At 59.8% G+C, this 22,525-nt stretch carries 23 protein-coding genes and 3 pseudogenes; 16 read left to right on the top strand and 10 right to left on the bottom strand.

Annotated elements, in window-relative coordinates; all coding sequences use genetic code 11:
• Positions 1-123: 123 nt before the first annotated feature.
• Positions 124-687 carry a cytochrome b gene (locus AB4874_RS13760; RefSeq protein ID WP_368392409.1) on the top strand — a complete coding sequence of 188 codons (564 nt, stop codon included), beginning with the start codon at positions 124-126 and terminating at the stop codon, positions 685-687.
• On the opposite strand, the gene AB4874_RS13765 is transcribed toward AB4874_RS13760, so the two are convergent.
• From AB4874_RS13765 to uxuA, 4 genes are all read right to left on the bottom strand, one after another.
• A complete protein-coding gene (locus AB4874_RS13765) occupies positions 676-1,413 on the bottom strand; it encodes an endonuclease/exonuclease/phosphatase family protein (protein WP_368392410.1) in 738 nt (245 codons plus the stop codon). The two genes, AB4874_RS13760 and AB4874_RS13765, sit on opposite strands and share 12 nt — an antisense overlap.
• Before the next feature lie 55 nt (positions 1,414-1,468).
• On the bottom strand, positions 1,469-1,822 hold the full coding sequence (locus AB4874_RS13770; protein WP_368392411.1) for a hypothetical protein: 354 nt from the start codon (positions 1,820-1,822) through the stop codon (positions 1,469-1,471).
• Positions 1,819-2,766: a DnaJ C-terminal domain-containing protein gene (locus AB4874_RS13775; protein ID WP_295532421.1), complete on the bottom strand. Its 948-nt coding sequence runs from the start codon at positions 2,764-2,766 to the stop codon at positions 1,819-1,821. Before AB4874_RS13775 ends, AB4874_RS13770 begins: the two co-directional genes overlap by 4 nt.
• Before the next feature lie 276 nt (positions 2,767-3,042).
• Positions 3,043-4,275 (bottom strand): mannonate dehydratase, encoded by a 1,233-nt coding sequence (gene uxuA / locus AB4874_RS13780; RefSeq protein WP_368392412.1) that lies wholly within the window; start codon positions 4,273-4,275, stop codon positions 3,043-3,045.
• A 123-nt stretch (positions 4,276-4,398) separates the two neighbouring features.
• Between uxuA and AB4874_RS13785 the strand changes: the two genes are divergently transcribed.
• From AB4874_RS13785 to AB4874_RS13800, 4 genes are all read left to right on the top strand, one after another.
• Positions 4,399-5,130, top strand: coding sequence for a GntR family transcriptional regulator (locus AB4874_RS13785; RefSeq protein ID WP_368392413.1), 732 nt, complete (start codon positions 4,399-4,401; stop codon positions 5,128-5,130).
• Between the two features lie 36 nt (positions 5,131-5,166).
• Positions 5,167-6,180 carry a C4-dicarboxylate TRAP transporter substrate-binding protein gene (locus AB4874_RS13790; protein ID WP_368392414.1) on the top strand — a complete coding sequence of 338 codons (1,014 nt, stop codon included), beginning with the start codon at positions 5,167-5,169 and terminating at the stop codon, positions 6,178-6,180.
• A gap of 103 nt (positions 6,181-6,283) precedes the next feature.
• Positions 6,284-6,787 carry a TRAP transporter small permease gene (locus tag AB4874_RS13795; RefSeq protein WP_295532429.1) on the top strand — a complete coding sequence of 168 codons (504 nt, stop codon included), beginning with the start codon at positions 6,284-6,286 and terminating at the stop codon, positions 6,785-6,787.
• Between the two features lie 3 nt (positions 6,788-6,790).
• Positions 6,791-8,071, top strand: coding sequence for a TRAP transporter large permease (locus tag AB4874_RS13800; protein WP_368392415.1), 1,281 nt, complete (start codon positions 6,791-6,793; stop codon positions 8,069-8,071).
• Positions 8,072-8,175: 104 nt separating this feature from the next.
• Here the strand turns inward: AB4874_RS13800 and AB4874_RS13805 are convergent, their stop codons facing one another.
• A complete protein-coding gene (locus tag AB4874_RS13805) occupies positions 8,176-8,514 on the bottom strand; it encodes a hypothetical protein (protein WP_368392416.1) in 339 nt (112 codons plus the stop codon).
• A 332-nt stretch (positions 8,515-8,846) separates the two neighbouring features.
• Between AB4874_RS13805 and AB4874_RS13810 the strand changes: the two genes are divergently transcribed.
• A complete protein-coding gene (locus tag AB4874_RS13810) occupies positions 8,847-10,571 on the top strand; it encodes an aminotransferase class V-fold PLP-dependent enzyme (protein ID WP_368392417.1) in 1,725 nt (574 codons plus the stop codon).
• Between the two features lie 22 nt (positions 10,572-10,593).
• Here AB4874_RS13810 and AB4874_RS13815 read toward each other — a convergent pair whose 3' ends face one another.
• Complete coding sequence (locus AB4874_RS13815) at positions 10,594-11,067, bottom strand: Lrp/AsnC family transcriptional regulator (RefSeq protein ID WP_368392418.1); 474 nt, start codon at positions 11,065-11,067, stop codon at positions 10,594-10,596.
• A 234-nt stretch (positions 11,068-11,301) separates the two neighbouring features.
• Positions 11,302-12,108 (bottom strand): 5-deoxy-glucuronate isomerase, encoded by an 807-nt coding sequence (gene iolB, locus AB4874_RS13820; RefSeq protein WP_368392419.1) that lies wholly within the window; start codon positions 12,106-12,108, stop codon positions 11,302-11,304.
• Between iolB and AB4874_RS13825 the strand changes: the two genes are divergently transcribed.
• Complete coding sequence (locus AB4874_RS13825; protein WP_368392420.1) at positions 12,089-12,283, top strand: hypothetical protein; 195 nt, start codon at positions 12,089-12,091, stop codon at positions 12,281-12,283. The genes iolB and AB4874_RS13825 overlap by 20 nt on opposite strands.
• A gap of 16 nt (positions 12,284-12,299) precedes the next feature.
• On the opposite strand, the gene AB4874_RS13830 is transcribed toward AB4874_RS13825, so the two are convergent.
• Positions 12,300-13,091: an enoyl-CoA hydratase gene (locus tag AB4874_RS13830; RefSeq protein ID WP_368392421.1), complete on the bottom strand. Its 792-nt coding sequence runs from the start codon at positions 13,089-13,091 to the stop codon at positions 12,300-12,302.
• 58 nt (positions 13,092-13,149) lie between these two features.
• Here AB4874_RS13830 and AB4874_RS13835 point away from each other — a divergent pair, with 58 nt between their 5' ends.
• From AB4874_RS13835 to AB4874_RS13850, 4 genes and pseudogenes are all read left to right on the top strand, one after another.
• On the top strand, positions 13,150-13,569 hold the full coding sequence (locus AB4874_RS13835) for a PaaI family thioesterase (RefSeq protein WP_368392422.1): 420 nt from the start codon (positions 13,150-13,152) through the stop codon (positions 13,567-13,569).
• Positions 13,570-13,746: 177 nt separating this feature from the next.
• A complete protein-coding gene (gene rplM, locus AB4874_RS13840) occupies positions 13,747-14,208 on the top strand; it encodes a 50S ribosomal protein L13 (RefSeq protein ID WP_295537619.1) in 462 nt (153 codons plus the stop codon).
• Positions 14,209-14,210: 2 nt separating this feature from the next.
• Entirely contained in the window at positions 14,211-14,711 is a 501-nt protein-coding gene (rpsI, locus tag AB4874_RS13845; protein ID WP_295537620.1) for a 30S ribosomal protein S9, read from the top strand.
• Positions 14,712-15,011: 300 nt separating this feature from the next.
• A pseudogene (locus AB4874_RS13850) lies at positions 15,012-15,996 on the top strand (integrase core domain-containing protein).
• 321 nt (positions 15,997-16,317) lie between these two features.
• Here the strand turns inward: AB4874_RS13850 and AB4874_RS13855 are convergent.
• Positions 16,318-17,046: pseudogene (locus AB4874_RS13855) on the bottom strand (nitrilase-related carbon-nitrogen hydrolase).
• Here AB4874_RS13855 and AB4874_RS13860 point away from each other — a divergent pair.
• Together AB4874_RS13860 and AB4874_RS13865 are read left to right on the top strand one after the other, a co-directional pair.
• On the top strand, positions 17,008-18,813 hold the full coding sequence (locus tag AB4874_RS13860; protein WP_368392423.1) for a flavin monoamine oxidase family protein: 1,806 nt from the start codon (positions 17,008-17,010) through the stop codon (positions 18,811-18,813). The pseudogene AB4874_RS13855 and the gene AB4874_RS13860 overlap by 39 nt on opposite strands.
• A 34-nt stretch (positions 18,814-18,847) precedes the next feature.
• A pseudogene (locus AB4874_RS13865) lies at positions 18,848-18,964 on the top strand (IS5/IS1182 family transposase); the annotation flags it as partial.
• Positions 18,965-18,985: 21 nt separating this feature from the next.
• Here the strand turns inward: AB4874_RS13865 and AB4874_RS13870 are convergent.
• Positions 18,986-19,195, bottom strand: coding sequence for a helix-turn-helix domain-containing protein (locus tag AB4874_RS13870; RefSeq protein ID WP_368392435.1), 210 nt, complete (start codon positions 19,193-19,195; stop codon positions 18,986-18,988).
• Positions 19,196-19,674: 479 nt separating this feature from the next.
• Between AB4874_RS13870 and AB4874_RS13875 the strand changes: the two genes are divergently transcribed.
• The 3 genes from AB4874_RS13875 to AB4874_RS13885 are packed head-to-tail and all read left to right on the top strand — an operon-like array spanning position 19,675 to position 22,266.
• Positions 19,675-20,076, top strand: a complete 402-nt coding sequence (locus tag AB4874_RS13875; RefSeq protein ID WP_368392424.1) for a hypothetical protein — start codon at positions 19,675-19,677, stop codon at positions 20,074-20,076.
• Between the two features lie 28 nt (positions 20,077-20,104).
• On the top strand, positions 20,105-20,617 hold the full coding sequence (locus AB4874_RS13880; RefSeq protein WP_368392425.1) for a gluconate 2-dehydrogenase subunit 3 family protein: 513 nt from the start codon (positions 20,105-20,107) through the stop codon (positions 20,615-20,617).
• Positions 20,608-22,266, top strand: a complete 1,659-nt coding sequence (locus tag AB4874_RS13885; RefSeq protein WP_368392426.1) for a GMC family oxidoreductase — start codon at positions 20,608-20,610, stop codon at positions 22,264-22,266. Before AB4874_RS13880 ends, AB4874_RS13885 begins: the two co-directional genes overlap by 10 nt.
• Positions 22,267-22,525: the final 259 nt, after the last annotated feature.

A 22,525-nucleotide genomic window follows, 5' to 3' on the forward strand; every position in this document is an offset into this window, starting at 1 on the left:
TGTCATGAGAGGGAAGCTATTGCGCCTTTAGGATTGTCAAGTAAACGTGATTGGGTCAGATTGGGATGACTTTATGTCCTCTTGCTGCATTTTGTTGCGAATTCTCATGGGAGGAGCAAAAAGATGCCACCCAAGGATACTTTCGACAGCCCTGCCTATCGTCCCACGGCGCGTCTGTTGCATTGGTTGATCGCGGCGCTGATTTTGCTGATGATCCCGGCGGGTCAGATCATGATTGTCAAGGGGCTGCCGCGCGGGCTGCAAGACGCACTGTTTTTGTTTCACAAGAATGCGGGGGTGGTGATTGGCCTGCTGATGCTGGTGCGGCTGGGCTTTCGACTGCGCTATCCGCCGCCGCCCTTGCCGCCTTCGGTTGCGCCCTTGCAGGCCCGGATTGCAGGCATCACCCATGCCCTGTTGTGTCTGCTGGTCTTTGTGATGGTCGTGTCGGGCTATCTGCGTGTGATGGCGGGGGGCTTTCCGATTGAAGGGCTCGACGCGCTTGGGGTGCCCGATCTGATGGGCCGTAATCCGGGGTTGGAGACGGTCGCGAAAACCACCCATGCGATCACCCGTCTGGCGCTAGTGGTGCTGATTGGCCTGCATATCGGGGCGGCGCTGTTTCATGCGCTGTGGCTGCGCGATGGGGTAATGGCGCGGATGGCACCGCGCCGCTCAGTCAAGTAGAACTCGCCCTGCAAGCGGGCGATGATCCGACGCAGCGCGAATGCCCGGCCCATCCAGCACGCGCAGATCGCGGATTTGCTCGGGGCGGTCGCTCAGAATGCGGTCAAGCGGCAGCAAGGGGCGGTTGACGGGAAAGCTCGCCCGCACCGGCCCACCCAGCCGGGTGCCGATAATCGCGCGTGAAAACGCCAACCCGCCCCAAGGGCGCCATTCGTTCAGATCACCCAGCAAGATCGTGCGCATCTCCGGGCGGCGGAGCAGATATTGGCCCAGGGTGCGCATCTGCGCGATGCGCAAAATCTGGCTCAGCGACAGATGCGCCGTGATGATGCGCAGCGGTTGCGCCCCGTTGCGCAGCTCCAACACGACTGCGCCGCGATGACAATGCCCCGGCAGGTCGATCACATCCGCGCCCACAATGCGCAAAGAGGGATGCACGAACAGGATCGCGCCCAGAAATCCGTGGCTTTGATCGCCCCAGCGCAAGGCGGGGGTGTCATGGGCATAGATCAGCCCAGTTTGCGCCGTGATCCGCGCGAGATCGAAAATACCGGCATGGGGCGGGGTTTCGCCATCGGCCTCTTGCAGCGCTAGAATATGGGGCTGATGGGCGCAGACCTCGCGGCCCAGAACATCCAGCACCCGACCCGGATCGACCCGACCATCGCCACCGCGCCCGCGATGCACATTCCATGTGACGCACTCAACTGCGCTTAGGGGCGCCATCACCACGCTTTCCGGTTCAACACGCCAACCTTTCGCGTTCGCGCAAAAGGGCGCTCTATTGTTCGCCCTCGGGGTCTCTTTGCGCCTGCGTCAGCGTGGCGGCAATCCGGGCGCGCACCTCGGGGGGTTCCTTGCCGATCGCCTCCAGCAAAGCCGAGCGATCCCGCCGCGCCGCGTGTAGCTGGTCCAGCACCGAGATCAGCACCGCCAAAGCCTCGGGGCCCATGTCATAGAGTTCATCCAGCTCACATAGCAGGTCCAGCCGCGCCAGATCGCCCGTGTCAAACAGCGGGCCAGTGGGGCTAGGGGCGGGCGTGACGGCCTCGGCTTCGATATAGGCGCTCAGGCGGGTTTGCGTCAGCCGGGTGACGCGCGAAATCGTCTCGGTTACGGTGAATACCTGCATCATCTCGGCACTCCTTTCAGCATCGCCTCGCGCGGGTTTTCGGTGTTGGTTTTCGCCCATTCCTCAATGCAGGCCGCCAGCTTGTCGTCCACCGTCTTGGGCAGCACGATGCGCAGCTCGACAAGCTGATCGCCCGCCTGACCCTTGCGCTCAACACCGCGCCCGCGCAGGCGCAACACCTTGCCGCTGCTTGACCCTTTCGGGATCGTCAGGGCCACATCGCCGTGGATCGTAGGTACCGTGACTTTTGCACCCAGAATGGCCTCATCCAAGGTGATCGGCAGGGTCAAAAGGATTGTGTCGTCCTCGCGGCGAAACAGCGGGTGGGGCTGGATGTGGATCTTGACCTGCGCATCCCCGCGCGGGCCACCGCCAAAGCCCTCACCGCCCTTGCCTCGCAGACGCAGGGTCTGGCCATCGCGCAAGCCGACCGGGATTTTCAGATCAATCTGACCTTCGCCGGGCAGGCTGATATGGGCAGAGCCGCCGCGCGCTGCATCCAGAAACGGCACTTCCAGCGTGTAGCCAACATCGCGCCCGCGCGCCGAAAACCCATGGCCTTGCTGCGCGCCGCCGCTGCGCTGGCGAAACATCTGGGCGAAGATGTCGTCGGGGTCCATGCCCTCAAACCCTGCGCTATCGCGCGTCGAGCGTTGGTTTTGAGCATAGTCGCGATAATACTGCCGCTGCGGTTTTTCCTGCCCCGAAGCGTCGATTTCCCCCGCATCAAAGCGCGCCCGCGTGTCGGGGTCTTTAAGCAGGTCATAGGCCGCCGAGATTTGCACGAACCGGGCCTCGGCGCCCGCGTCATCGGGGTTGATGTCGGGATGGCTTGTGCGCACCAGCTTGCGATAGGCTTTCTTGATCTCTGCCTGCGTCGCGGTTTTGCTCAGCCCAAGTGCCTCATAAGGATCAAGGTGGGCAGTGTTGTCTGTGCTTTGTGCCATTACTGCAAGCCCCCGCAGATCATGACGCGCGCGGGCGCAAGCCTGACGCGCGGCGTGCCGGGGTCGGGCAGGGGGCAGTGGGGCATAACGGGGCGCATGGAAGGGCTCCTTTGCTAAAGATGCCAAGTGCTTGGGCAAGCCTAGCCTTGATCAGGGCTGCGCGCGCTGATCTAGATCACGTCCCGTGAACGCGGGGCCTGAACGTGGGGCCTGAACGCGCGGGAGCGACAGGTCCGAACCAGCACTGCCCACCTTCGCGCCCGTCATCGCATGCCGTCAAGGCCAGAATTGGGTCGATGGCGCGCGGATCGTGGGATGTGACAGCGCCGTGAGGATGCCGCGCAACTCCGCCAATCCCTTGAGCCGCCCGATCGCGGGATAGCCGGGTTGGGCGGCACGGCTTAGATCGTCTAGGATATCCTGACCATGATCGGGGCGCATCGGGATCGAGCAATCCGCGCGCCCCTCGGCTTTGCGCCGCGCCTCTTCGCGCAAGGCCGCATCCATCACCGCAACCATATCCACATCGCCTTCCAGATGGCGCGATTCATAAAATGAGCCGGGCCAGCGCGTGCCCTCGCGTTTGACATTGCGCAGATGCAGGAAATGCACCTTGGGCCCCAGCCGCTCCATCATGCCCGCCAGATCCACGTCGCTGCGCGCGCCCAGCGAGCCGGTGCACAGCGTGATCCCGTTGGCGGGGCTGTCCACCTCTGTCGTGATCGTGGTGAAATCTTGCTCGCATGACATGATCCGGGGCAGGCCAATCAGATCAAAGGGCGGGTCGTCTGGATGGCAGCACAGCCGTAGACCCAAGCGTTCTGTGACGGGAACGACCTCGCTCAGGAAGTCGATGAAATGCGCGCGCAGACGCTGGGCCGGGATCGCGTCATAGGCAGCAAGATGCTGGCGCACATCGCTGAGCGTGACCTGTTGCGCCGCGCCGGGCAGTCCGAAAACCACGTTGCGCGCAAGGGCTGCGCGCGCGCCCTCGTCCATCAGCGCGAACCGGGCCGTGGCCAGATCCGCAATCTCGGCGGGGCAATCGTCGCGCGCGCCGGGGCGTTGCAGGATAAACAGATCGAACGCGGCAAACGCCACCAGATCAAAGCGCATACAGGTGGCCCCGTCCGGGCGCGGCCAGTGCAGATCGGTGCGCGTCCAGTCCAGCACGGGCATGAAATTGTAACACACCACCTTGATCCCGGTGCGCGCGATGTTTTCAAGGCTGCGCGTATAGGCGGCTATATGGGCGCGCCAATCGCCGTCCTGGCGCTTGATATCTTCCGAAACGGGCAGACTTTCCACCACCTCCCAAGCCAGCCCCGAGGGCGCACCAGAGGGCAGTTGCGCGATCTCGCTTTGGCGCTGCGCGATCTCTTGCGGGGTCCAGATCGCGCCGGTGGGCACATGATGCAGCGCGCTGACCACGCCCTCAACACCAGCTTGCAACATATCCCTGAGCGACACCGAATCGTGCGGTCCAAACCAGCGCCATGTTTGCCTCATCGTGTCCTCCCGCGCAGGATTTCCGGGTGGTTCGGCCCGGGACTTTGGCCTTTTTATTAGCTTTTACTGTAGTTGACTAGTATGGCAGTATGGTATAAATTTGCCGCCCGGAGGAGGCCCGCCATGAGTGCACAGCTACCCCGCGTCATGCTTGATCTGGCCGCAGCCGTCTCACCGCAGGTGTTTCGCCTTTTGCGCCAGCGCATCATTCGTGGCGAGTTGGAACCGGGCACCCGAATTTCCGAAGCTGAGATTGCCGCAAGCTATGAGGTCAGCCGCCAACCGGTGCGCGAGGCCTTCATCAAGCTTGCCGAAGAGGGGCTGGTGGAGGTGCGTCCGCAGCGCGGCACGTTCGTGCGCCGTATCGTCGTTTCTGAGGTGATGGATGCGCGCTTTGTGCGCGAGGCAATCGAGGCCGATATTGTCAAGCTTTTGGCGGCGAAGCCCGATCCTGCGCTGGGGCGTGCTTTGGGGCGTTTCATCACGGCACAGGAAAAATGCGCCGCCAAGCAAGACCATCTCGGCTTTATCGAACTGGATGAGCGCTTTCACAAGATGCTGGCCGAGGCGGCGGGCAAAAGCCACGCTTGGGCGGTGGTGGAAAGCGTCAAATCGCAGATGGACCGGGTGCGCCATCTCAGCACGCAGCGTTTTCCAATGGCGAAACTGGTGGCCCAGCACGGGGTGGTGGTGAGCGCGATCATGCAGGGCGACCCGGTGCAGGCCGAGGCGGCGATCCGCCATCACCTGCGCGCCATTCTGACAGATCTGCCCGAAGTTGTGGCTGAGAAGCCGGCCTTTTTTGACGCGCCGCAAGGTGGGTCCCAGAAACGTGGGGCACCGCAGGGCAAATAACGACCAAGACAGACTAAACAAATGGGAGGAGACCAAATGTTTAAGACCGCAATGAACCGCCGACAGGCGCTTCAGGGGATGATGGGCGTGGCGGCGACGACGACAGCGGCGGGGGCGATGTCTTTCGCCGGACGCGCCATGGCGGCAGAGCAATCGCTGTCCATCAACACCGCATTGGCCACCAGCGATCCGCTTTATAAGGGGCTCGAGGCGCTGCAGGCCAATGTCGCCAAGGCCTCGGATGGGCGCTTGACGATCAAGCTTTTCCCCAATTCCCAGCTTGGCCCGGATGAGGACGTGCTGGAACAGGCGCGCGCCGGGGCTCCGGTGGCGGTGGTCGTCGATGGCGGGCGGCTGGCGCTGTATCAAAAGGAATTCGGCGTGCTGGGTGCGCCCTATCTTGCGCCCGGCTATGACGGCATTCGCAAGGTTGTCACCTCACCGATGTTTGAGGATTGGGTGGGCAAGCTGCATGATGGCGCGCAACTGCAAGTGCTGTCGTTCAACTGGTGGCAGGGGCTGCGCCATGTGCTGACCCAAGAAGAGGTCAATGTGCCCGCCGATCTAAAAGGCGTGCGCATGCGTACCCCCGGCGCGCCAGTTTGGACCAAGACGATTGCTGCAATGGGGGCCACCCCCACGCCGATGCCTTGGGGCGAGGTCTATTCGGCCTTGTCCAGCCATGTCATCGACGGGGCCGAAGCGCAGTTCCCCGCAATCGAGGGGGCCAAACTTTACGAGGTGATCAGCCATATCACCAAGACCGGCCATATCAACCTGATCACCGGGATCGTCACCTCGGGGCCGTGGTTTGACACGCTTGCCCCCGATCTCAAGACGATCCTGCGCGATGAGACGCTCAAGGCGGGCGATATTGCCTCATACGGAACACGCGATTCCCTTGCCTCGATCGAGCAATCGCTGAAGGATAAGGGGCTTTCGGTGCGCGATATCGACACCACCCCGTTCAAAGAGGCGACCGCGCCCGTCTATGACGATCTGGGCTATGGCGATCTGCGCGACACATTGCAGGCGATGGCAAACAGCTAGGCCAAGGCGCGGGTGCGTCCCGGCGCACCCGCAATGCGGCCAAGCTGCGCTGCGTGCGCCCTGCGGCGGTTACGCAGCGCCCCCCCAAACCTAGGAGAGCGATATGGCACGGATACTTGAGCGCGCGGAGCTGGTGGCTGGCATCGCTTTGCTCAGCATCATCACGCTTCTTGTCTTTGTCGCGGCGGTGATGCGCTTTTTCGATCATCCGCTGATTTGGTCGGTCGATCTGGCCCAGCTTCTGTTCATCTGGCTGTGTTTCGTGGGGGCGGCGCGCGCGATGCGCAAGCGGGTGCATCTGGGCGTTGATTTCGTTGTGCGCCTGCTGCCCGAGCGCGCGCGGCTGTGGCTGGAAAGCGCGCTATACGTTGTGTTCTGCGTCTTTTTGCTGATCCTCACGGTTGAGGGCTATGGCCTGACGATGATGAACCTGCAGCGCAAATTCGGCGACTCCGGGCTGTCTTATGCGTGGGTGACAATTGCGGTGCCTGCGGGTTCGTTGCTGCTGATCGCGGCGATGACGGGCAATCTGATTTCGGCATGGCGCAACCGAGGCCCGGGGGCTGCGCGGGTATTCACCGGCGCTCCCTCAACCCCGGAGATCTAAACCATGATCCTGATCGCCATCGTCTTTTTCGTCTTGCTGTTTTTGGGCGCGCCGGTTGCCTTTGCCATTGGCATTTCGGGGTTTACGTTTTTCCTGACCTCCGATGTGATGCCGATCTCTATCGGGGTGCAAAAGATCGCCACCGTTTCGCAAAGTTTTCCGCTGCTCGCGGTGCCGTTTTTTGTGCTGGTGGGGCATTTGATGAATGAAAGCGGGATCACGGGGCGGCTGTTCAAGTTCTCCCATGTCGCGGTGGCCTGGATGGCGGGCGGGCTGGCGCAGGTCTCGATCATCTTGTCGACGTTGATGGGCGGGGTGTCGGGCTCGGCGGTTGCGGATGCGGCGATGGAGGCGCGCATTCTGGGCCCGCAAATGATCAAGCACGGCTATTCCAAGGGCTACGCGTCAAGCGTGATCGCGTTGTCTTCACTGATCACGGCGACGATCCCGCCCTCGATCGGGTTGATCCTGTATGGCTATGTCGGGCAGGTTTCGATCGGGCGGCTGTTCATGGCCGGGATCGTGCCGGGGCTGTTGATGATGGTCTTTTTGATGGTCGCGGCGTGGATCGTGGCCAAGCGGCGCAACTATGTTGTGGCCGACAGCCGCCGTCCCACCCCCTCTGAGCTGGGCCGCGCTGCGTGGCAGGCGAAATGGGCACTGTTGTTTCCGGTCTTGCTGATCGTTTCGATCCGGGGCGGTATTTTCACCCCCTCCGAGGTCGGCGCCTTTGCGGTCGTCTATTCGATCCTTGTGGGCCGGTTTGCCCATCGCGAGTTGACACTGGCGCGCATCACCACTGCCTTTTCCGATGCGATCACCGATATCGGTCTGATCATGCTGATCATTCTGATGAGCGGGATGATCGGGTTTGCGATCATCTTTTTGCAAGCGCCTCAAGATATCGCCCAAGCCTTGCTCTCCAGCCTGTCGGACCCGCGCGCCATTGTGGCGGTGATCCTGATCAGCCTGTTTCTTGCGGGCCTGTTTTTCGAAAGCACGATCCTTGTGTTGCTGCTGACCCCGATCTTCGTGCCCGTGATCGAAAAGGCGGGGGTGGACCCGGTGCATTTCGGCATATTGATGATGACCATCGTCACGCTGGGCTCGATGACGCCGCCGGTTGGGGTGGCGATGTATACGGTGTGCAGCATCCTCGACACCCCGCTGGAAGAGTATATCCGCGAGTCCTTACCGTTCTTTCTGGCTATCTTTTTACTGCTCTTGTTGCTGCTGTTCGTTCCCCAACTCACGCTGTTCCTGCCTAATCTGATGTTTGGCTAGAGACGCGAACGGGGGCGTTATGAGGGCGCGGCAAAGACCCGGCGTGGCATCGTCATCACCATCGCGATGGCGAGTATCTTCAGTGCGCTCTTGGAGGCAAAGCTCTAGATCCCAAAGGCTTGACTGGCCTGCAACCCCGCGCGCGCAAGGCTGCTTGCGAACAGGGCCGACAGGATCACCATATCTGCACCCAGCGCAAAGCCCGACACCACGAAGATCACGCAAAATCCCAGCGCAGCCCCTTGGGGCAGGGCGGCCGCGCCGATAAAGCCCGCAATCGCAAGCCCCACCATCCAGCCAAAGGCGGAATATCCCGCGCGCGCCCCAATGATCACGCCGATCACAAGCCCGATCACCGTGAAATTCGGCACATGGATGTAAATCGGCACCCCGGCCGAGGCGAGGGTGAGCGTAAGCAAGCTGACGCGCCAGGAATGGCTCATGATGCTCGCCTTGGGCGGGGCGCGACTGGGGGGATCATCTGGGTTCTTCAATCGGCGCGCAGACTGCAACGCCTTTGTGAAAGCGTTACGCAGTGATCGGAAGGTTAGATTGGTCGCGGCTTGGCCTGTCTGCGCCGGGTGCACGCGTGGTCGATCATAAAACGAATTTCCTGCGCTTGCAGGTTTGGGGGAAAATATCTCTAAAATCTGTCAGTCGCGCGCAAAGAAATAGATTCATTTTGCTATTTTTCATGAAGCCATAGTCGCTGATTGCGATATATCGGAAATTTGTGCCAAAAATATCCTCAACTGGATGCGAGGAAAGACAGGCGATGACACCCGTTTTGGCAGCTTCAAAGCATAGCGCAGCGGCAGACCTAGGCACCGAGGCCCTGATCGCGCGCATCCGCGACAGTGTCATCGGCGAGCGCACCACAATGCCCGGCCCTTATGGCGCGCGCCCGCTGGTCTATGCCGATTTCATCGCCTCGGGGCGCGCGCTTGGCTTTCTCGAAGAGGCCATCGCGCAAACGGTCTTGCCGCTCTATGGCAACACCCACACCGAGACCTCGGTGACGGGGCGCGAAACGACGGCGCTGCGCGAAGAGGCGCGCCAGATCATCGCCAAGGCGCTTGGGGCAGGGCCGCAGCATGCGGTGATCTTCACCGGCACTGGCGCGACGGCGGCGATTGACCGGCTGGTGCGCGGGATGGGCATCGAGGCGCTGGTGCGTGCTGGGCAGGCTCCGGTCGTGTTTGTCGGCCCTTACGAGCACCACTCCAATGATCTGCCATGGCGCGAATCCGGCGCGGTGATCGAGCGGATCGGCCTGACCGCGACGGGTCAAATTGATCTCGAGCATCTGAACGCGCGTCTTGGCGCGCATCCCGGCCCCGGCCTTAAGATCGGGGCGTTTTCGGCAGCCTCGAACGTGACGGGCATTCGCACGGATCTGAGTGCCGTGGCGCGGCTTTTGCATCAGCATGGCGCGCGGTTCGTGTGTGATTTCGCCGCTGCGGCGCCCTATATCGACATGCGCCTGCAACTAGACGGCGTTGATGCGCAGGCCCGCATCGACGCGATCGTTTACTCTTCGCACAAGTTCATCGGCGGGCCGGGGGCATCGGGGGTTCTGGTGGCGGAAAAATCGCTGTTCACCACGGCGCGCCCGGGCGTCACGGGGGGCGGCACGGTCAGCTATGTCACCGCCGATCACCACAGCTATGTGCGCGATATCGAGCGGCGCGAAGAGGCGGGCACGCCCGGGATCATTGGAGATATCCGCGCCGGTGCCGTGATGGCGCTGAAACAGGCGGTGGGCGCGCCCGAGATCGAACGGCGCGAACACGCCCTTGTCAGCGCGGCGCTGCAGCAATTGGCGCAGGCACCGGGCGTCGAGGTGTTGGGCCCGCTTGAGCATGAGCGTATTGGTGTTGTCTCCTTCAATATCACCGCCAACGGACGTCGCCTGCATTACGGATTTGTTGTGGCGCTGCTCAATGATCTGTTTGGCATTCAGGCGCGGGGGGGATGTTCCTGCGCGGGGCCTTATGGCCATGATTTGCTGGGTATTTCCGCGCAGACCTCGCGCGCTTATGAAGGCGCGATTGCGCGGGGGCATAGCCTGATGCGGCCCGGCTGGGTGCGTCTGGGATATAACTACTTTTTCGATGCCGAGACCGCCGATTATCTGACGCAGGCGATCCTGTTCATCGCTGAAAATGGCGCGCGGTTTTTGTGTGATTACGAGGTCGACACCGTCAACGGAATCTGGCGCCATCGTGCGGGGCGTGGCACGGTGTCGGCAAGTTTGGGCGCGTTCTGGGCGCAACCTGAGCGGCCAGAGGCGCAAAAGCTGCATGACCTCGCGCGATACTATGACCTCGCACAAGAATTGGCTGATGCGCGTGCGCTGCCCGATCTTGGCCGCGCCGCCGTTTTTGACGCTGACTGCGAGGCTTTGCGCGATTTCTGGATGCCTCAGGATGTGGGAGCGCAGCCAGCCGCCACATCCGCGTCGCGCGCGGTTGCGGACGCGCAGCGCGCGAAAGCCTGAGAATGCCGTCCCGCGGTGGCGATCAGAGATATTTGGTTGGCACCGCCGTGGTGAATTTCAGCTCTTCCATTGAAATCGAGGAGTTCACGGTCGAGAACTCCAACTCTTCAATCAGGCGTTGGTACACCATGTCATAGGCGGCAATGTCGGGCACCACGACCTTCATGATGTAGTCGGTGGCCCCGGTCAGGCGATAGGCCTCGACCACTTCGGGGACGTCCTCGATCAGGGCGCGGAATTTCTTGAACCATTCCATCGCGTGGCGTGGCGCGGTGACGCCGATAAAGATCGTCATCGGTACATTGGCCAGTTTCTGATCGACCACGGCGACGCGGGCACGGATCAGTCCCGAGCTTTCCATTCGTTTGATGCGCCGCCAGACCGGGGTGGCGCTGAGCCCGACACGCTCTGCGATGGCCGCGATGGGCAGGTCGCTATCAACCTGCAAAATCGCGAGGATTTTTTGATCGACCTCATCATAATCGCTCTCGCTCATCATGTCTCCTTGCGGGCGGGCTGCGTGGCGCTGACTGCGTGTTAAACGGGCTTAGCGTTAAATCTGTGTCTATGCGATCTGTATTTCAGAGCAAAGTTTTGCGCATTAGGCCCGATATGGAGCAAATTCTGTCTGTCACAGGCTTGCCCGTGTGATGCCCCCAGTCGCCCCGACATTTCAGCGAAGGGGGAAAGATCAAAGGTCTTGGTTCTCTGTGGAATGCACATCGCGGGTTCAGGCGTCGCGCGCGATGATCCATTCCATTGCGGGATGTGCGACAAAACGCCAGTTTCGACGCGGTCCGGCCATCACGTTGAGGTAATACATCTCGAACCCGTAGGGCGCACCGCATGGGTGGTGCCCACGGGGGACCAGAACCACATCGCCATCTGACACCGCCATGGTTTCATCCAATGTGCCATCTTCGGTATAAACGCGTTGAATCCCAAAGCCTTGGGCGGGGTTCAGGCGGTGGTAATAGGTCTCTTCGAGATAGGTGATGCGGGGGAAATCATCTTCGTCATGACGATGCGAGGGATAGCTTGACCAGTGACCGGGCGGGGTGAACACTTCGGTCACCAGCAGGCTGTCGCAGTAGTCCTCGCCCTCCATGGCGATGTTATTGATATAGCGCGTATTGCTGCCTTTGCCGCGCTCGGTCAGGGTGATCCCATCGGGGCCGATCCGGCGTGCCTGATGCCCGCCATGCCCCGGGGCGGCACAGACCGCAATCGTGCAATCGCTTTGAGCGAAGGCGGCCCATTGCGCGTCATTGGGCACATACAGGCAATGAGGGGGCGTTTTTTCGAAAACGTCCATCCTGTCGCCCAGACTGCCCCAATCCTGCCCCGCTGCGGTGATCGTGGCCTTGCCCTCGATCATGACAAGGATCACCTCATTCGGGCCGGTTTGTTCGCCCACACGATCGCCTGCGCGCAACCGATAGAGCGAAAATCCGACATAGCGCCAACCCGCAGTGGCGGCGGTGATGTCATGCACCTTACCATGGCGCCCAAAGGGTTTGCGTAGCAGATCTGGCATCGTCTTCTCCTTCCAACAGTCCGAACCTTGCGCAAAAGGCGGTGACAGGCGCGGCTCGGATCGCTCAAACCTTGGGGCGTGGCGGGTAGATGATTTTGCCTCTGACACCGCTGTCCACGACAAGGCCGAACAGGGGGTGATCACGCTGGCCAATTTCGGCTCGCTGCCCAAATAAGCCGTGCGGCGAGCCTTTAGCTATCGGCCCAATCGGGTTTGCGTTTCTCGATGAAGGCTTGCAGCCCTTCCTCAGTGTCGCGCCAAAGCATGTTTTCCACCATCACGGCGGCGGTGTGCTCATAGGCCTGCGCAAGATCCATAGTCGTCTGGTCGTAAAACGCCCGTTTGCCGATCTTCACCGCCGCGCCCAGCTTGGCGGCGAGGGTTTGCGCCAGCTTGTCGGTCTCGGCGTCAAGTGCGTCATGGGGGGCGACGCGGTTGACCAGCCCGACCTCGCGGGCGCGTTCAGCATCAATGAACTCGCCCGTGGTGAGCATTTCAAACGCTACCTTGCGGGGTACGTTGCGCGACAGCGCCACCATCGGTGTGGAACAAAACAGACCGATATTGACGCCATTCACGCCAAAGCGCGTGCCCTCGGCCGCCACGGCCAGATCGCAGCTTGCCACCAACTGACAGCCCGCCGCCGTGGCGATGCCATGGGCCTGCGCAATCACCGGCTGGGGCAGGGCAGGGATCATCTGCATCACCTCGGCGCAGCGAAAGAACAGATCGGCGAAATAGGCGCGCCCGTAATCGGCCCCCTCACGCCCGCGCTGCATTTCCTTGAGATCATGGCCCGCGCAAAATGCCTTGCCCGCACCTTTGAGCACCACGACCTTGATGGTCTCGTCGCTGGCCAATTCGCTAAAGCGCGATTTCAGCGCCGCCAACATCGCATCCGACAGCGCGTTCAGGCTGCCCGGCGCGTTCATCGTCAAATGCGCCACCGCAGCGTTATCTTCGCGCATCACCAGATCGGTCATTGAAACTCCTCCTCTTTGGCGAAACTCTAGGGTGGGTTTGACAGAGAGGGAAGAGAGCATGGCTCTTGTAATGGATCGCGCCGCCTTGGCGATTTTTTTGGATCAGGCGTTTCCGCAAGTCAGGGGTGATTTCGCGATTGATGCATTGGATGATGAGGAACTGGTGGTGCGGCTTTGCGTGGCCGAGCAGCATCTGCGCCCCGGTGGCACGGTGTCGGGGCCCAACATCTTTGCGCTGGCCGATGTCGGCATCTACATGGCGATCCTTTCGCGGATCGGGCCGGTGGCGCTGGCGGTGACGACCAATGCCAGTATCGACTTCATGCGCAAACCGGTGGCAGGCGTCGATTTGATCGCGCGGGTGCGGATATTGAAGCTGGGGCGCGTGCTGGCGGTGGGCGAGGCGCTGATGTTTTCGGATGGTGACGCGCGTCCGGTGGCGCGGGCAAGCATGACCTATTCGATTCCACCAAAGTGAGCAGGGCGGGGGCTTTGCCTGCGTGTTTGGGGGTGAAAAAGTGGGGTATTTATATACCTATTTTATAACGCATTGTTTTTGCATGTATAAATTCCGATAAGGGGGCTTGAAATATGCACGCAAATCGTCGAAAAGCCGCCATCAGAATTCGATAATCCCCTACAAGGGCCGTTAAAAATGAAAACCTACACCGCAAAACCCGCGGAGATCGAAAAGAAATGGGTCATCATCGACGCTGAAGGCGTCGTGCTGGGCCGTCTCGCCTCGATCGTCGCAATGCGTCTGCGTGGCAAGCACAAAGCCACCTTCACGCCGCACATGGATATGGGCGACAATGTGATCATCATCAACGCCGGCAAGGTGCAGATGACGGGTCGCAAGCGCGAAGACAAAACCTACTACTGGCACACCGGCCACCCCGGCGGGATCAAATCGCGCACCGCGCGTCAGATCCTTGAGGGCGCGCATCCTGAGCGCGTGGTGATCAAAGCCGTGGAGCGCATGATTTCGCGCAACCGTCTGGGCAGTGCGCAAATGTCGAACCTGCGTGTTTACGCTGGCACCGATCATCCGCATGAAGCGCAACAGCCTGAAGTTCTCGACGTCAAGTCGATGAACAAAAAGAACACTCGGAGCTGATCATGTCTGACGATATCAAGACTCTCGACGATCTGAAATCGGTCGTGTCCGGCTCTGACGCCGCGCTCGCGCCCGACACTGAAACCGCCGCTCCGCGTGAGCCCGTGCGCGACGCGCTCGGCCGTTCCTATGCGACCGGCAAACGTAAAGACGCGGTCGCCCGCGTTTGGATCAAGCCGGGTACGGGCAAGATCGTAGTAAACGGCAAAGAGATGCCGGTTTATTTCGCGCGCCCCGTGCTGCAGCTGATCGTGAACCAGCCGTTCGACGTCGCCAATGTGCGCGGTGAGTTCGACGTGTTCGCCACCGTCGCCGGTGGTGGCCTGTCGGGTCAAGCTGGTGCGGTCAAGCACGGCATCTCGAAAGCGTTGCAGCTTTATGATCCCAGCATGCGTGCTGCTCTCAAAGCCGCAGGCTTCCTGACCCGCGACTCGCGCGTTGTGGAACGTAAGAAATACGGCAAGCGCAAAGCTCGCCGGAGCTTCCAGTTCTCCAAGCGCTAACTGCGGGCGAGTATATTTCTCAACGATTTTAAAGGGCTGCATGTTTTGCAGCCCTTTTTCTATGCGTAGCGACTTTGTAGCCGCACGCTGAATTCATCGATGGATTGATTTAGGTGTTCAATCCCACGGTTTGATGGTGCGATCCTTTCTCAGGAATGGGCGGAAGCCTTGTGGGTCAAGTTCGACGCGGGAGCGCCACGATCCCGTTGACCAGCAGGTGATGCTTGCATCGCCGAGAGGGGCGCACGCCGTCAGAGCAGAAATACGGCGATCCTTTGGCTGGCAGGGTATTGCGAAGCAATGTCCCGAGAAGCGCAAGCTTCGCTCGCGAAGCTGAGCAAGGAGCTGGGCCTCAACCCAAAAACCGTCACAAAATGGCGCAAGCGCGCGACGGTCGAGAATCTGAAAACCGGGCCGAAGGAGCCACGTCCGACGGTTCTCACCGACGCTGAGGAGGCGATGATCGTCGCATTCCGGCGGCACACGCGACTGCCGCGGGATGATTGCCTCTATGCTCCCCAGCCGTCGCTTCCGCATCTGACACGGTCGGCGCTCCATCGCTGCCTTCAGCGACATGGCATCTCTCGCTTGCCGGATGGCGAGGGTGACAAGCCAAAGCGGCAGCAGTTTAAGCGCTATCCCATCCACTGCCCGGCAGAGTATGTTTACATGGACGAGAGGGGGTTTCTTTCACATCGATATCGCTGAAGTTCAGACGGCGGAGGGCAAACTCTATCTCTTTGTTGGCATTGACCGGACCAGCAAATTTGCGACCACCCAACTCGTGGAAAAGGCGGATCGCAAGACCGCCAGGGAGTTCCTCGAACATCTGCTCAAGGCTGTCCCCTATCGCATCTGTACGATCCTGACCCCCTTTCATGGTTTGCAAGCAAACCACTGCCGGGCAACGGATAACGGCATCCACTTCGCCGAGCAGCCCCGCAACAGGAACACGGCATATTCGCGCCAGATGCGCTTCGACATCATCTGCGAGGCAAATGGGATCGAGCACCGCCTGACCAAGCCAAACCATCCGTGGACCAATGGCCAGGTCGAGAGAATGAACCGGACGATCAAGGAGGCGACCGTCAAACGCTTCCATTACGAAAACCACGACCAATTGCGCGCCCACCTCGCCGATTTCAAGGCTGCCTACAACTTCGCCCGTAGGATGAAGACACTCAGCGATCTCACGCCTTACGAATACATCTGCAAGATCCGGACTTTAGAGCCGGATCGATCCATCTTAAATCCGATCCACCAAATGCCGGGACCGAACAACTAGCCGGTTAGGTCTCGTAACTCTATCGGTATCCAAAATACAAATCGCCAAGGATTGTCGCCGCGACTTTGCGTAGGCGCGTTCCGAAATTTGTTCCGACCGCGATCTTGATTTCTCAATTTAGATGGGGTTTCGAAAGTGGCAGGGCCCCTTCGGCTGGGGGGCGAAAAGGGGATGCGGGCCGAAGGTGAGCATGTTGTCTCTTCGTGCTCATCAATGAATTACGCTCAAAAAAACCATGTTTATCACTCTAATAACCCCTACACATCCCGTCAGCGACAACTCTGACTTCTACCGGGTCAGTTCTCGGTGGCATTCAACACGTCAGATGGGCCGATAGTCCTCAGCCTGATTGGAAAGTGTGTCTGCTGGGTAAGTATCGTGGGCCGGAATGTCTGCGATTAGTATTGCTTCCTGCAATCCTGCCGCTGCGATCTCTTGCGCGTCGGGACCGAATATTACTGAGCGTCCGCCGTAATTCAGACTGCCTTCGGCGCCGCAATAATTAGCATGGACCACCGTGAGACGGTTTTCGTAGGCACGGGCGGGAATGAGCGACTCTTGAACATTCTCAAATCCCGCTGGATTGGCTGTGGGAACCAAGATGATTTCAGCGCCACGCTTTGCAATCATCGAAGCATGCTGCGGAAATTCTATATCATAGCGGATCAGCAGACCGATCCTGCGATGAAAGAGTGAGAAGAGAGGAGGGGGCTCTGTTCCAGAGGTGAAGACAGATTTTTCCTTATCACCGAAAAGCTGAATTTTCTGATAATGTGCCAGCACTTCACCCTGTCCCCCGATCACCGTCGCGGCATTGAAAATCGCATCGTCGGCGCGCTAGGGCCTCCCGAGAACCAAAGCAACGCCGCTTTTGCGCGCGAAGGTTTGAAGCCGTGTCAACCAAGGACCGTCAAGCGATTGAGCGCGAGAAATAAGTGAATCTTGTTGATTGTAACCGGGCAAAATAAGTTCCGGAAATATGGCAAGTGCCGCACCCGCTCGGGCTGCTAAATGGGCTACCTCTTCGATCCGCGCGAAGACGCCATTCAGATCTCCATTGCTAGGTCAGGGTTGGCAAACGACGATTTTCAATATGATCTCCTGTCAACCGACGCGTTGAGTCGCATGTTAGGCGACGACATCCAAAAATTGAGAAGTGCAAGAGAGGAAGCTCGCATGAAAGAGTTTGCAGCCTTCGGCCCGGACTTTCCATTCGCCTATGATGACTGGCTCGCGCATCCTGGCGGCTTGGGTCGAATTCCAGATGCGCGTCAAGGTGCGTCGGTGGCTGTGATCGGGGCCGGAGCGGCCGGAGTGGTTGCTGGTCATGAACTGATGAAACTCGGGCTTCGCCCCGTGGTTTACGAATCCGGAAAATTTGGCGGGCGGCTCAGATCGGAGATTTTCGAGGGGACTGAGGATGTCGTCGCCGAACTTGGTGGTATGCGCTTTCCAGTCTCATCGCGTGCCTTCTATCATTATGTTGACCGTGTCGGGTGCAAGAGCATGCCGTTTCCAAACCCACTAAGTGACGCTGCGGGGTCAACGGTCATCGATTTGGAGGGGGAAACCCTCTTCGCCCGTTCCATCGACGATCTACCCACCCTCTATCGCGAGGTCGCTCATGCCTATGATGCGGCACTTGAGGAGGGCGCACGGTTCTGTGATCTGCAAGCCGCAGTACGGTCGCGCGATCCCAAACGCGTGAAGGAATTGTGGGACCCGCTGGTGTCGGAATGGGATGAGCGGACGTTTTATGATTTTGTCACATCGTCAGAGGCATTTCGAAAACTCACCTTTCGCCATCGCGAGGTTTTCGGGCAAGTCGGGTTTGGAACCGGAGGTTGGGACAGCGATTTTCCAAATTCGATGCTGGAAATTCTTAGGGTAAATCTGTGCCGACTAGATGAAGAACAACGCTATATTGAGGGCGGGGCCGAGGATGTTCTTCAGAAGCTGTGGCGCTTGCCGGTCAATTGCGAATTTTGGGGTCGCAGCTCTTTGTCCGAGCTAAATGGCGGGGCGACACGTGGCAGGGTCGCCAAGATCGCGCGCGACGCATCGGGAAAGATCGCTGTCACTGATCGTTGGGGACATACGGATCTTTATGAGGCGGTCTTGGTGACCTGCCAGACCCATTTGCTGACGACTTCCATCGAAACCGATGAAGCTTTGTTCGATCAAAAATTGTGGATGGCTCTGGATCGCACCCGCTACATGCAGGCGGCTAAGACCTTTGTAATGGTCGACCGGCCTTTCTGGAACGACATTGATCCAGAAACGGGCCGTCCGGTGATGTCGATGACCCTGACTGACAGAATTACACGGGGGACTTATCTGTTCGACTATGGTCCGGATCGGCCAGCGGTGATCTGCCTATCCTATTCGTGGATGACAGATGCGCTGAAAGTCCTGCCACTTGATGCCGAAACCCGCGTCGAACTCGCGTTGGCGGCGCTGTCGCATATCTATCCGGGGGTAGATATTGCTAGCCATATCCGAGGTAATCCTATCTGCGTGAGCTGGGAGGCAGACGAAAATTTCCTTGGGGCCTTCAAAGGGGCGTTGCCGGGGCACTACCGCTACAATCACCGTATGTATGGGCATTTCATGCAGGATCTTCTGCCTGCCGAGCAACGCGGGATTTTCTTGGCGGGGGACGGTATCAGTTGGACGCCAGCTTGGGTCGAAGGTGCAGTGCAGACGGCGCTCAATGCAGTTTGGGGAATTCTGCATCATTTCGGAGGAGAAACAGACCCGCAAAATCCGGGGCCAGGCGACCTCTACCCCGAAATAGGACCGGTTTCGCTTGATTAATCCCCAGAGAGGATTGGCTCATTTGTAAAGGGGGGGCGAGCGCATCGTCGCGAGAGACCCAGACCGCCAGACCGCTGAAATCCAGATACGCATAGCCCGCATCAACCGCATTAGCGCCCTCGGCACCGCCGAGACCGTCCGTGTGGTCTGACCCCAATGGGGAACGGGGTCGTCACGCCTCAAGCTGCCATTTTGCAACAACGCCGATCCCGAGGGCGAAAAGGACCCGCAGGAATGTCTCGATCCTGCCGATCAGGTCGCGCGACAGCGACCTAATGCTGCCCTTGCCCTGTTCGAGGTTGTGCAGTGTCGGGATGCTGATCACCGCCGCCTTGGCCACGCTTGCTTGGGTCAAGGCGAGGGCGCGGCGTCGATCCCGCAGGAGGGGGAGTGCAAGCCTGACAAACCATTTTCGCTTTTTAAAACGTCATATTGAAAAGATTACTTTACCTCTGACGGAGGGATGCGACTTCGTCCATTACCGAGTCTGCGCGAGTCGGTTCGTCGCCGAACGTCCCCAAGACGGCTGATTGCCTAAACACGACGTTCGCTCACCGGTGATAGAAGCCACGTATTAGAGGTAGGGTGGGCTCTGGACCCGCTCGGATGCCGCGCTGTGTCCAGATAAGCCCGCAATATCGGTCGTTTATAAGAATCGCAGCGCAAAACGAAGATCTAAGTCGGCAGGGCGGGAACCCAGAGGGCTCGTTTCGCACCATGTTGGTTGCACGAAGTAGTCACATGTCTTTCTGGCTTTGGAATTTGGGCCATCCACAGGCATTTTTGTTACTTTGGCATAGCTATGTTTCACGGTCGCGTGATAGTTAATGTCTTGAAATAACCCGTAGAGGATTAAACCGCATGTTTACGAAATTTGTTCCACTGGTATTTGTGCTTGCAAGTGCGACGGCATCTTTTGCTGGAGAACTCGCTCCCCCCACCACCACCACTACAAGTGTCAAAAACGATCCTTCGCTGTTTCTTGGACTTTCTTGGACCTTCGGTGGGACAGGTATTGGCGGCGGGACTCCCGGTGTGTCTCTTAAGCTATTGTCAACCAATAAGCGCGACGCACCGGCTGCGTCGGCAGGCGTGACCTACAACCTTGACGGCACCTTCGGATGCGACCTTGGCATTGGCTACAACACGAGCGATGCCTCGATGACCTTCGGCTACGATTTCTGTAAGCGTGGTGTCCAGTTCGGTGTGGGCGGTACGAAGAAGCCGGATACGGTAACAACCACATCGGTTACTCCGGGTTAACGCTCGGTTGTTGAGGATCGCGCCAGAAATGCCGCTGCGTTTTGGAGGCGAAGGCTTTGGGGCAAGGACGCCCATACTGAACGCCAAGCGGCGCGCCGTTTTGATGGGTATGTTAAGTGTTGGCTTGGCATCGGTCTGCGGGTCGGCTGTTGCCGATACCGCCCCGATGGCTTCGCTTACTTCTGTGGTCGACACCCTTCTGCCTGCTGATGATTTTTCACCTTCGGCCAGCGCGCTGGAGGTGGACCGAGACATCGCCAATTTCGTGGCAGAAAACGAGATGATGACGCGACTGTTTGTGGCGGCGCTGGACTGGTTGGACCATCTTACGGATAAGCCTTTTCACGCCCTTGCGCCCTCTCAACAAACTGAAGTTCTGACCGCTATGGAAAGCGCCGATTTCAACGCGATACCGGGGCGGTTCTATCACATCCTTCGTGCTCTGGCGGTCGAGTTCTATTACGCCCGATCTGAAGCGATTGTGGGTTTTCCGCTTGACCCCGCGCCGCAGCCAAACGGTTATCCTCCGCCATGGGGCTGATCACGGGGCATGATGCCGTCGTCGTCGGTTCTGGCGCAGGGGGCGCTGCGGCAGCATGGCGACTGTGCCAGCATGGGCTACGCGTGCTTCTGCTCGAGGCAGGCCCCACCTTTGATCCCGCACGCGACTATCCACTGGACAGCCCCGGGTGGGAACGAAAGGGCTTTCCCGTCCGGCCCGGCAGCCAGGCCAGTATCACCTATGGCGACCTTGGCACGCTGCATGCGGACAGTGAAGATCTTGCTTCGTGGTCGCGCGGCGGTTTTCCGTGGCGTCTGCCAGCAGGATCGCCGCGCCCGCCTTCGAGCAGCGGTTATTCGCATGTGCAGGGTGTCGGCGGCAGCACGCTGCATTTCGTAGGAGAGGCGCACCGCCTGCACCCGGATGCCTTTCGCCAACACAGCCTGACCGGTTCAGGAACAGACTGGCCACTTGGCTACGCCGATCTCGAACCGCTTTATACCGAGGTCGAAGACGTTTTGGGCGTGGCTGGGGCCGACACCAACGACGAGCGCTGGCGCAGTCGCCCTTATCCTCTGCCGCCGCACCCGCTAAGCCCCGGTGCGTTGGCCCTGCAGCAGGCCGGGTCGCGATTGGGTCAAAGCTGGCAGGTGAACCCGCGTGCAGCTTTGTCTGCACCGTGGAAGGGCCGGCCGCCCTGTAACTATTGCGGTCAATGCTCGCGCGGTTGCCCCTTGGGTGACAAGGGATCAGCCGATGTCACTTTCTTGCCGCAAGCCGACGAGACGGGGCGCTTGACGCTGCTGCCGAATTCCATCGTCACCCGCCTGCATACTGGCCCCAATGGTCGGATTGTCCGGATCGACGCCATTGTCGCGGGTCGACGTGAAAGCATCGAGACGCCGATCCTCGTATTGGCCGCAGGGGCGGTGCAGACCCCCCGGCTTCTTTTGCTGTCGGCCAACGCCGAAATGCCGGATGGCGTGGCCAATAGCTCGGGTCAAGTTGGACGAAACTTCATGGAGACGTTGTCTTGGCGCAGCGTCGGGTTTGTGCCGGGCCTTACTGGTAGCCATCTTGGTCTACCCGCTGATGCAATCTGTTGGACGCCGAGTCAGGCAGACGCGCGTGTGGCTGATTTCCGGCTCAATCATACCACGCTTGAGACGGGGCTAAACGGCCCCATTGGTTATGCCACGCGGCTGGTTCCTGGCTTTGGCGCGGAGTTTAAGGCCGCGCTGCGTGAAAGCTTTGGCAGTGCGCTGGCGGTAGGCGCGGTTGGGCGGGTCGTGCCCGATGCCCGCTCTGGAATCGACCTTGATCCACTGCAGCGCGATGCCCACGGCCTGCCCGTCGCGCGGATATCTTCCGTATTGACCGAGCAAAGTGTGACGCGTTTGCGCCAAATGGCCAAGGCAGCGCGGGCGGTTCTGGCAGAGGCCGGGGCAGTGCTGGTGGAAGAGGCAGGCAGCCGCGATAGCTTTACCGCCACGCATGTTTTTGGCACCGCCCGGATGGGGTCGGACCGCACCACGTCGGTCGCCGACCCATTGGGGCGGGCGCATGATCATCCGAACCTCTGGATTGCAGATGCCAGCACGTTTCCCACATCCGGGGGCGGGGAAGCTCCCAGTCTGACAATTATGGCGTTGGCCCTTCGCGCTGCTGACGCCATTGCAAGTCAATGAGACGAGTTGGTCGCGCTTATATCTAGTAGATTTTGATATCCGTGCTGATGTTGCAATTGCCGCCCTTCGGTCAGAAAGCTGCCATGGTGTCCAAAAAACCTGACGACGGACATTAGCGCATCGACGCAGAACCCGGCCTCCAATGTGTTCGATAATGATGTCGAATTCTTCGAGTTGCCCGCAACAAGCGCAGCGGAGCAAATGGTCATGATGCTTTGTCTCTAGAAAATTGTAGTTCGGGCGAGCCTTGGGGACACGG

Origin of the sequence: Thioclava arctica, from assembly GCF_040892615.1 — a bacterium.
Classification (GTDB): domain Bacteria; phylum Pseudomonadota; class Alphaproteobacteria; order Rhodobacterales; family Rhodobacteraceae; genus Thioclava; species Thioclava arctica.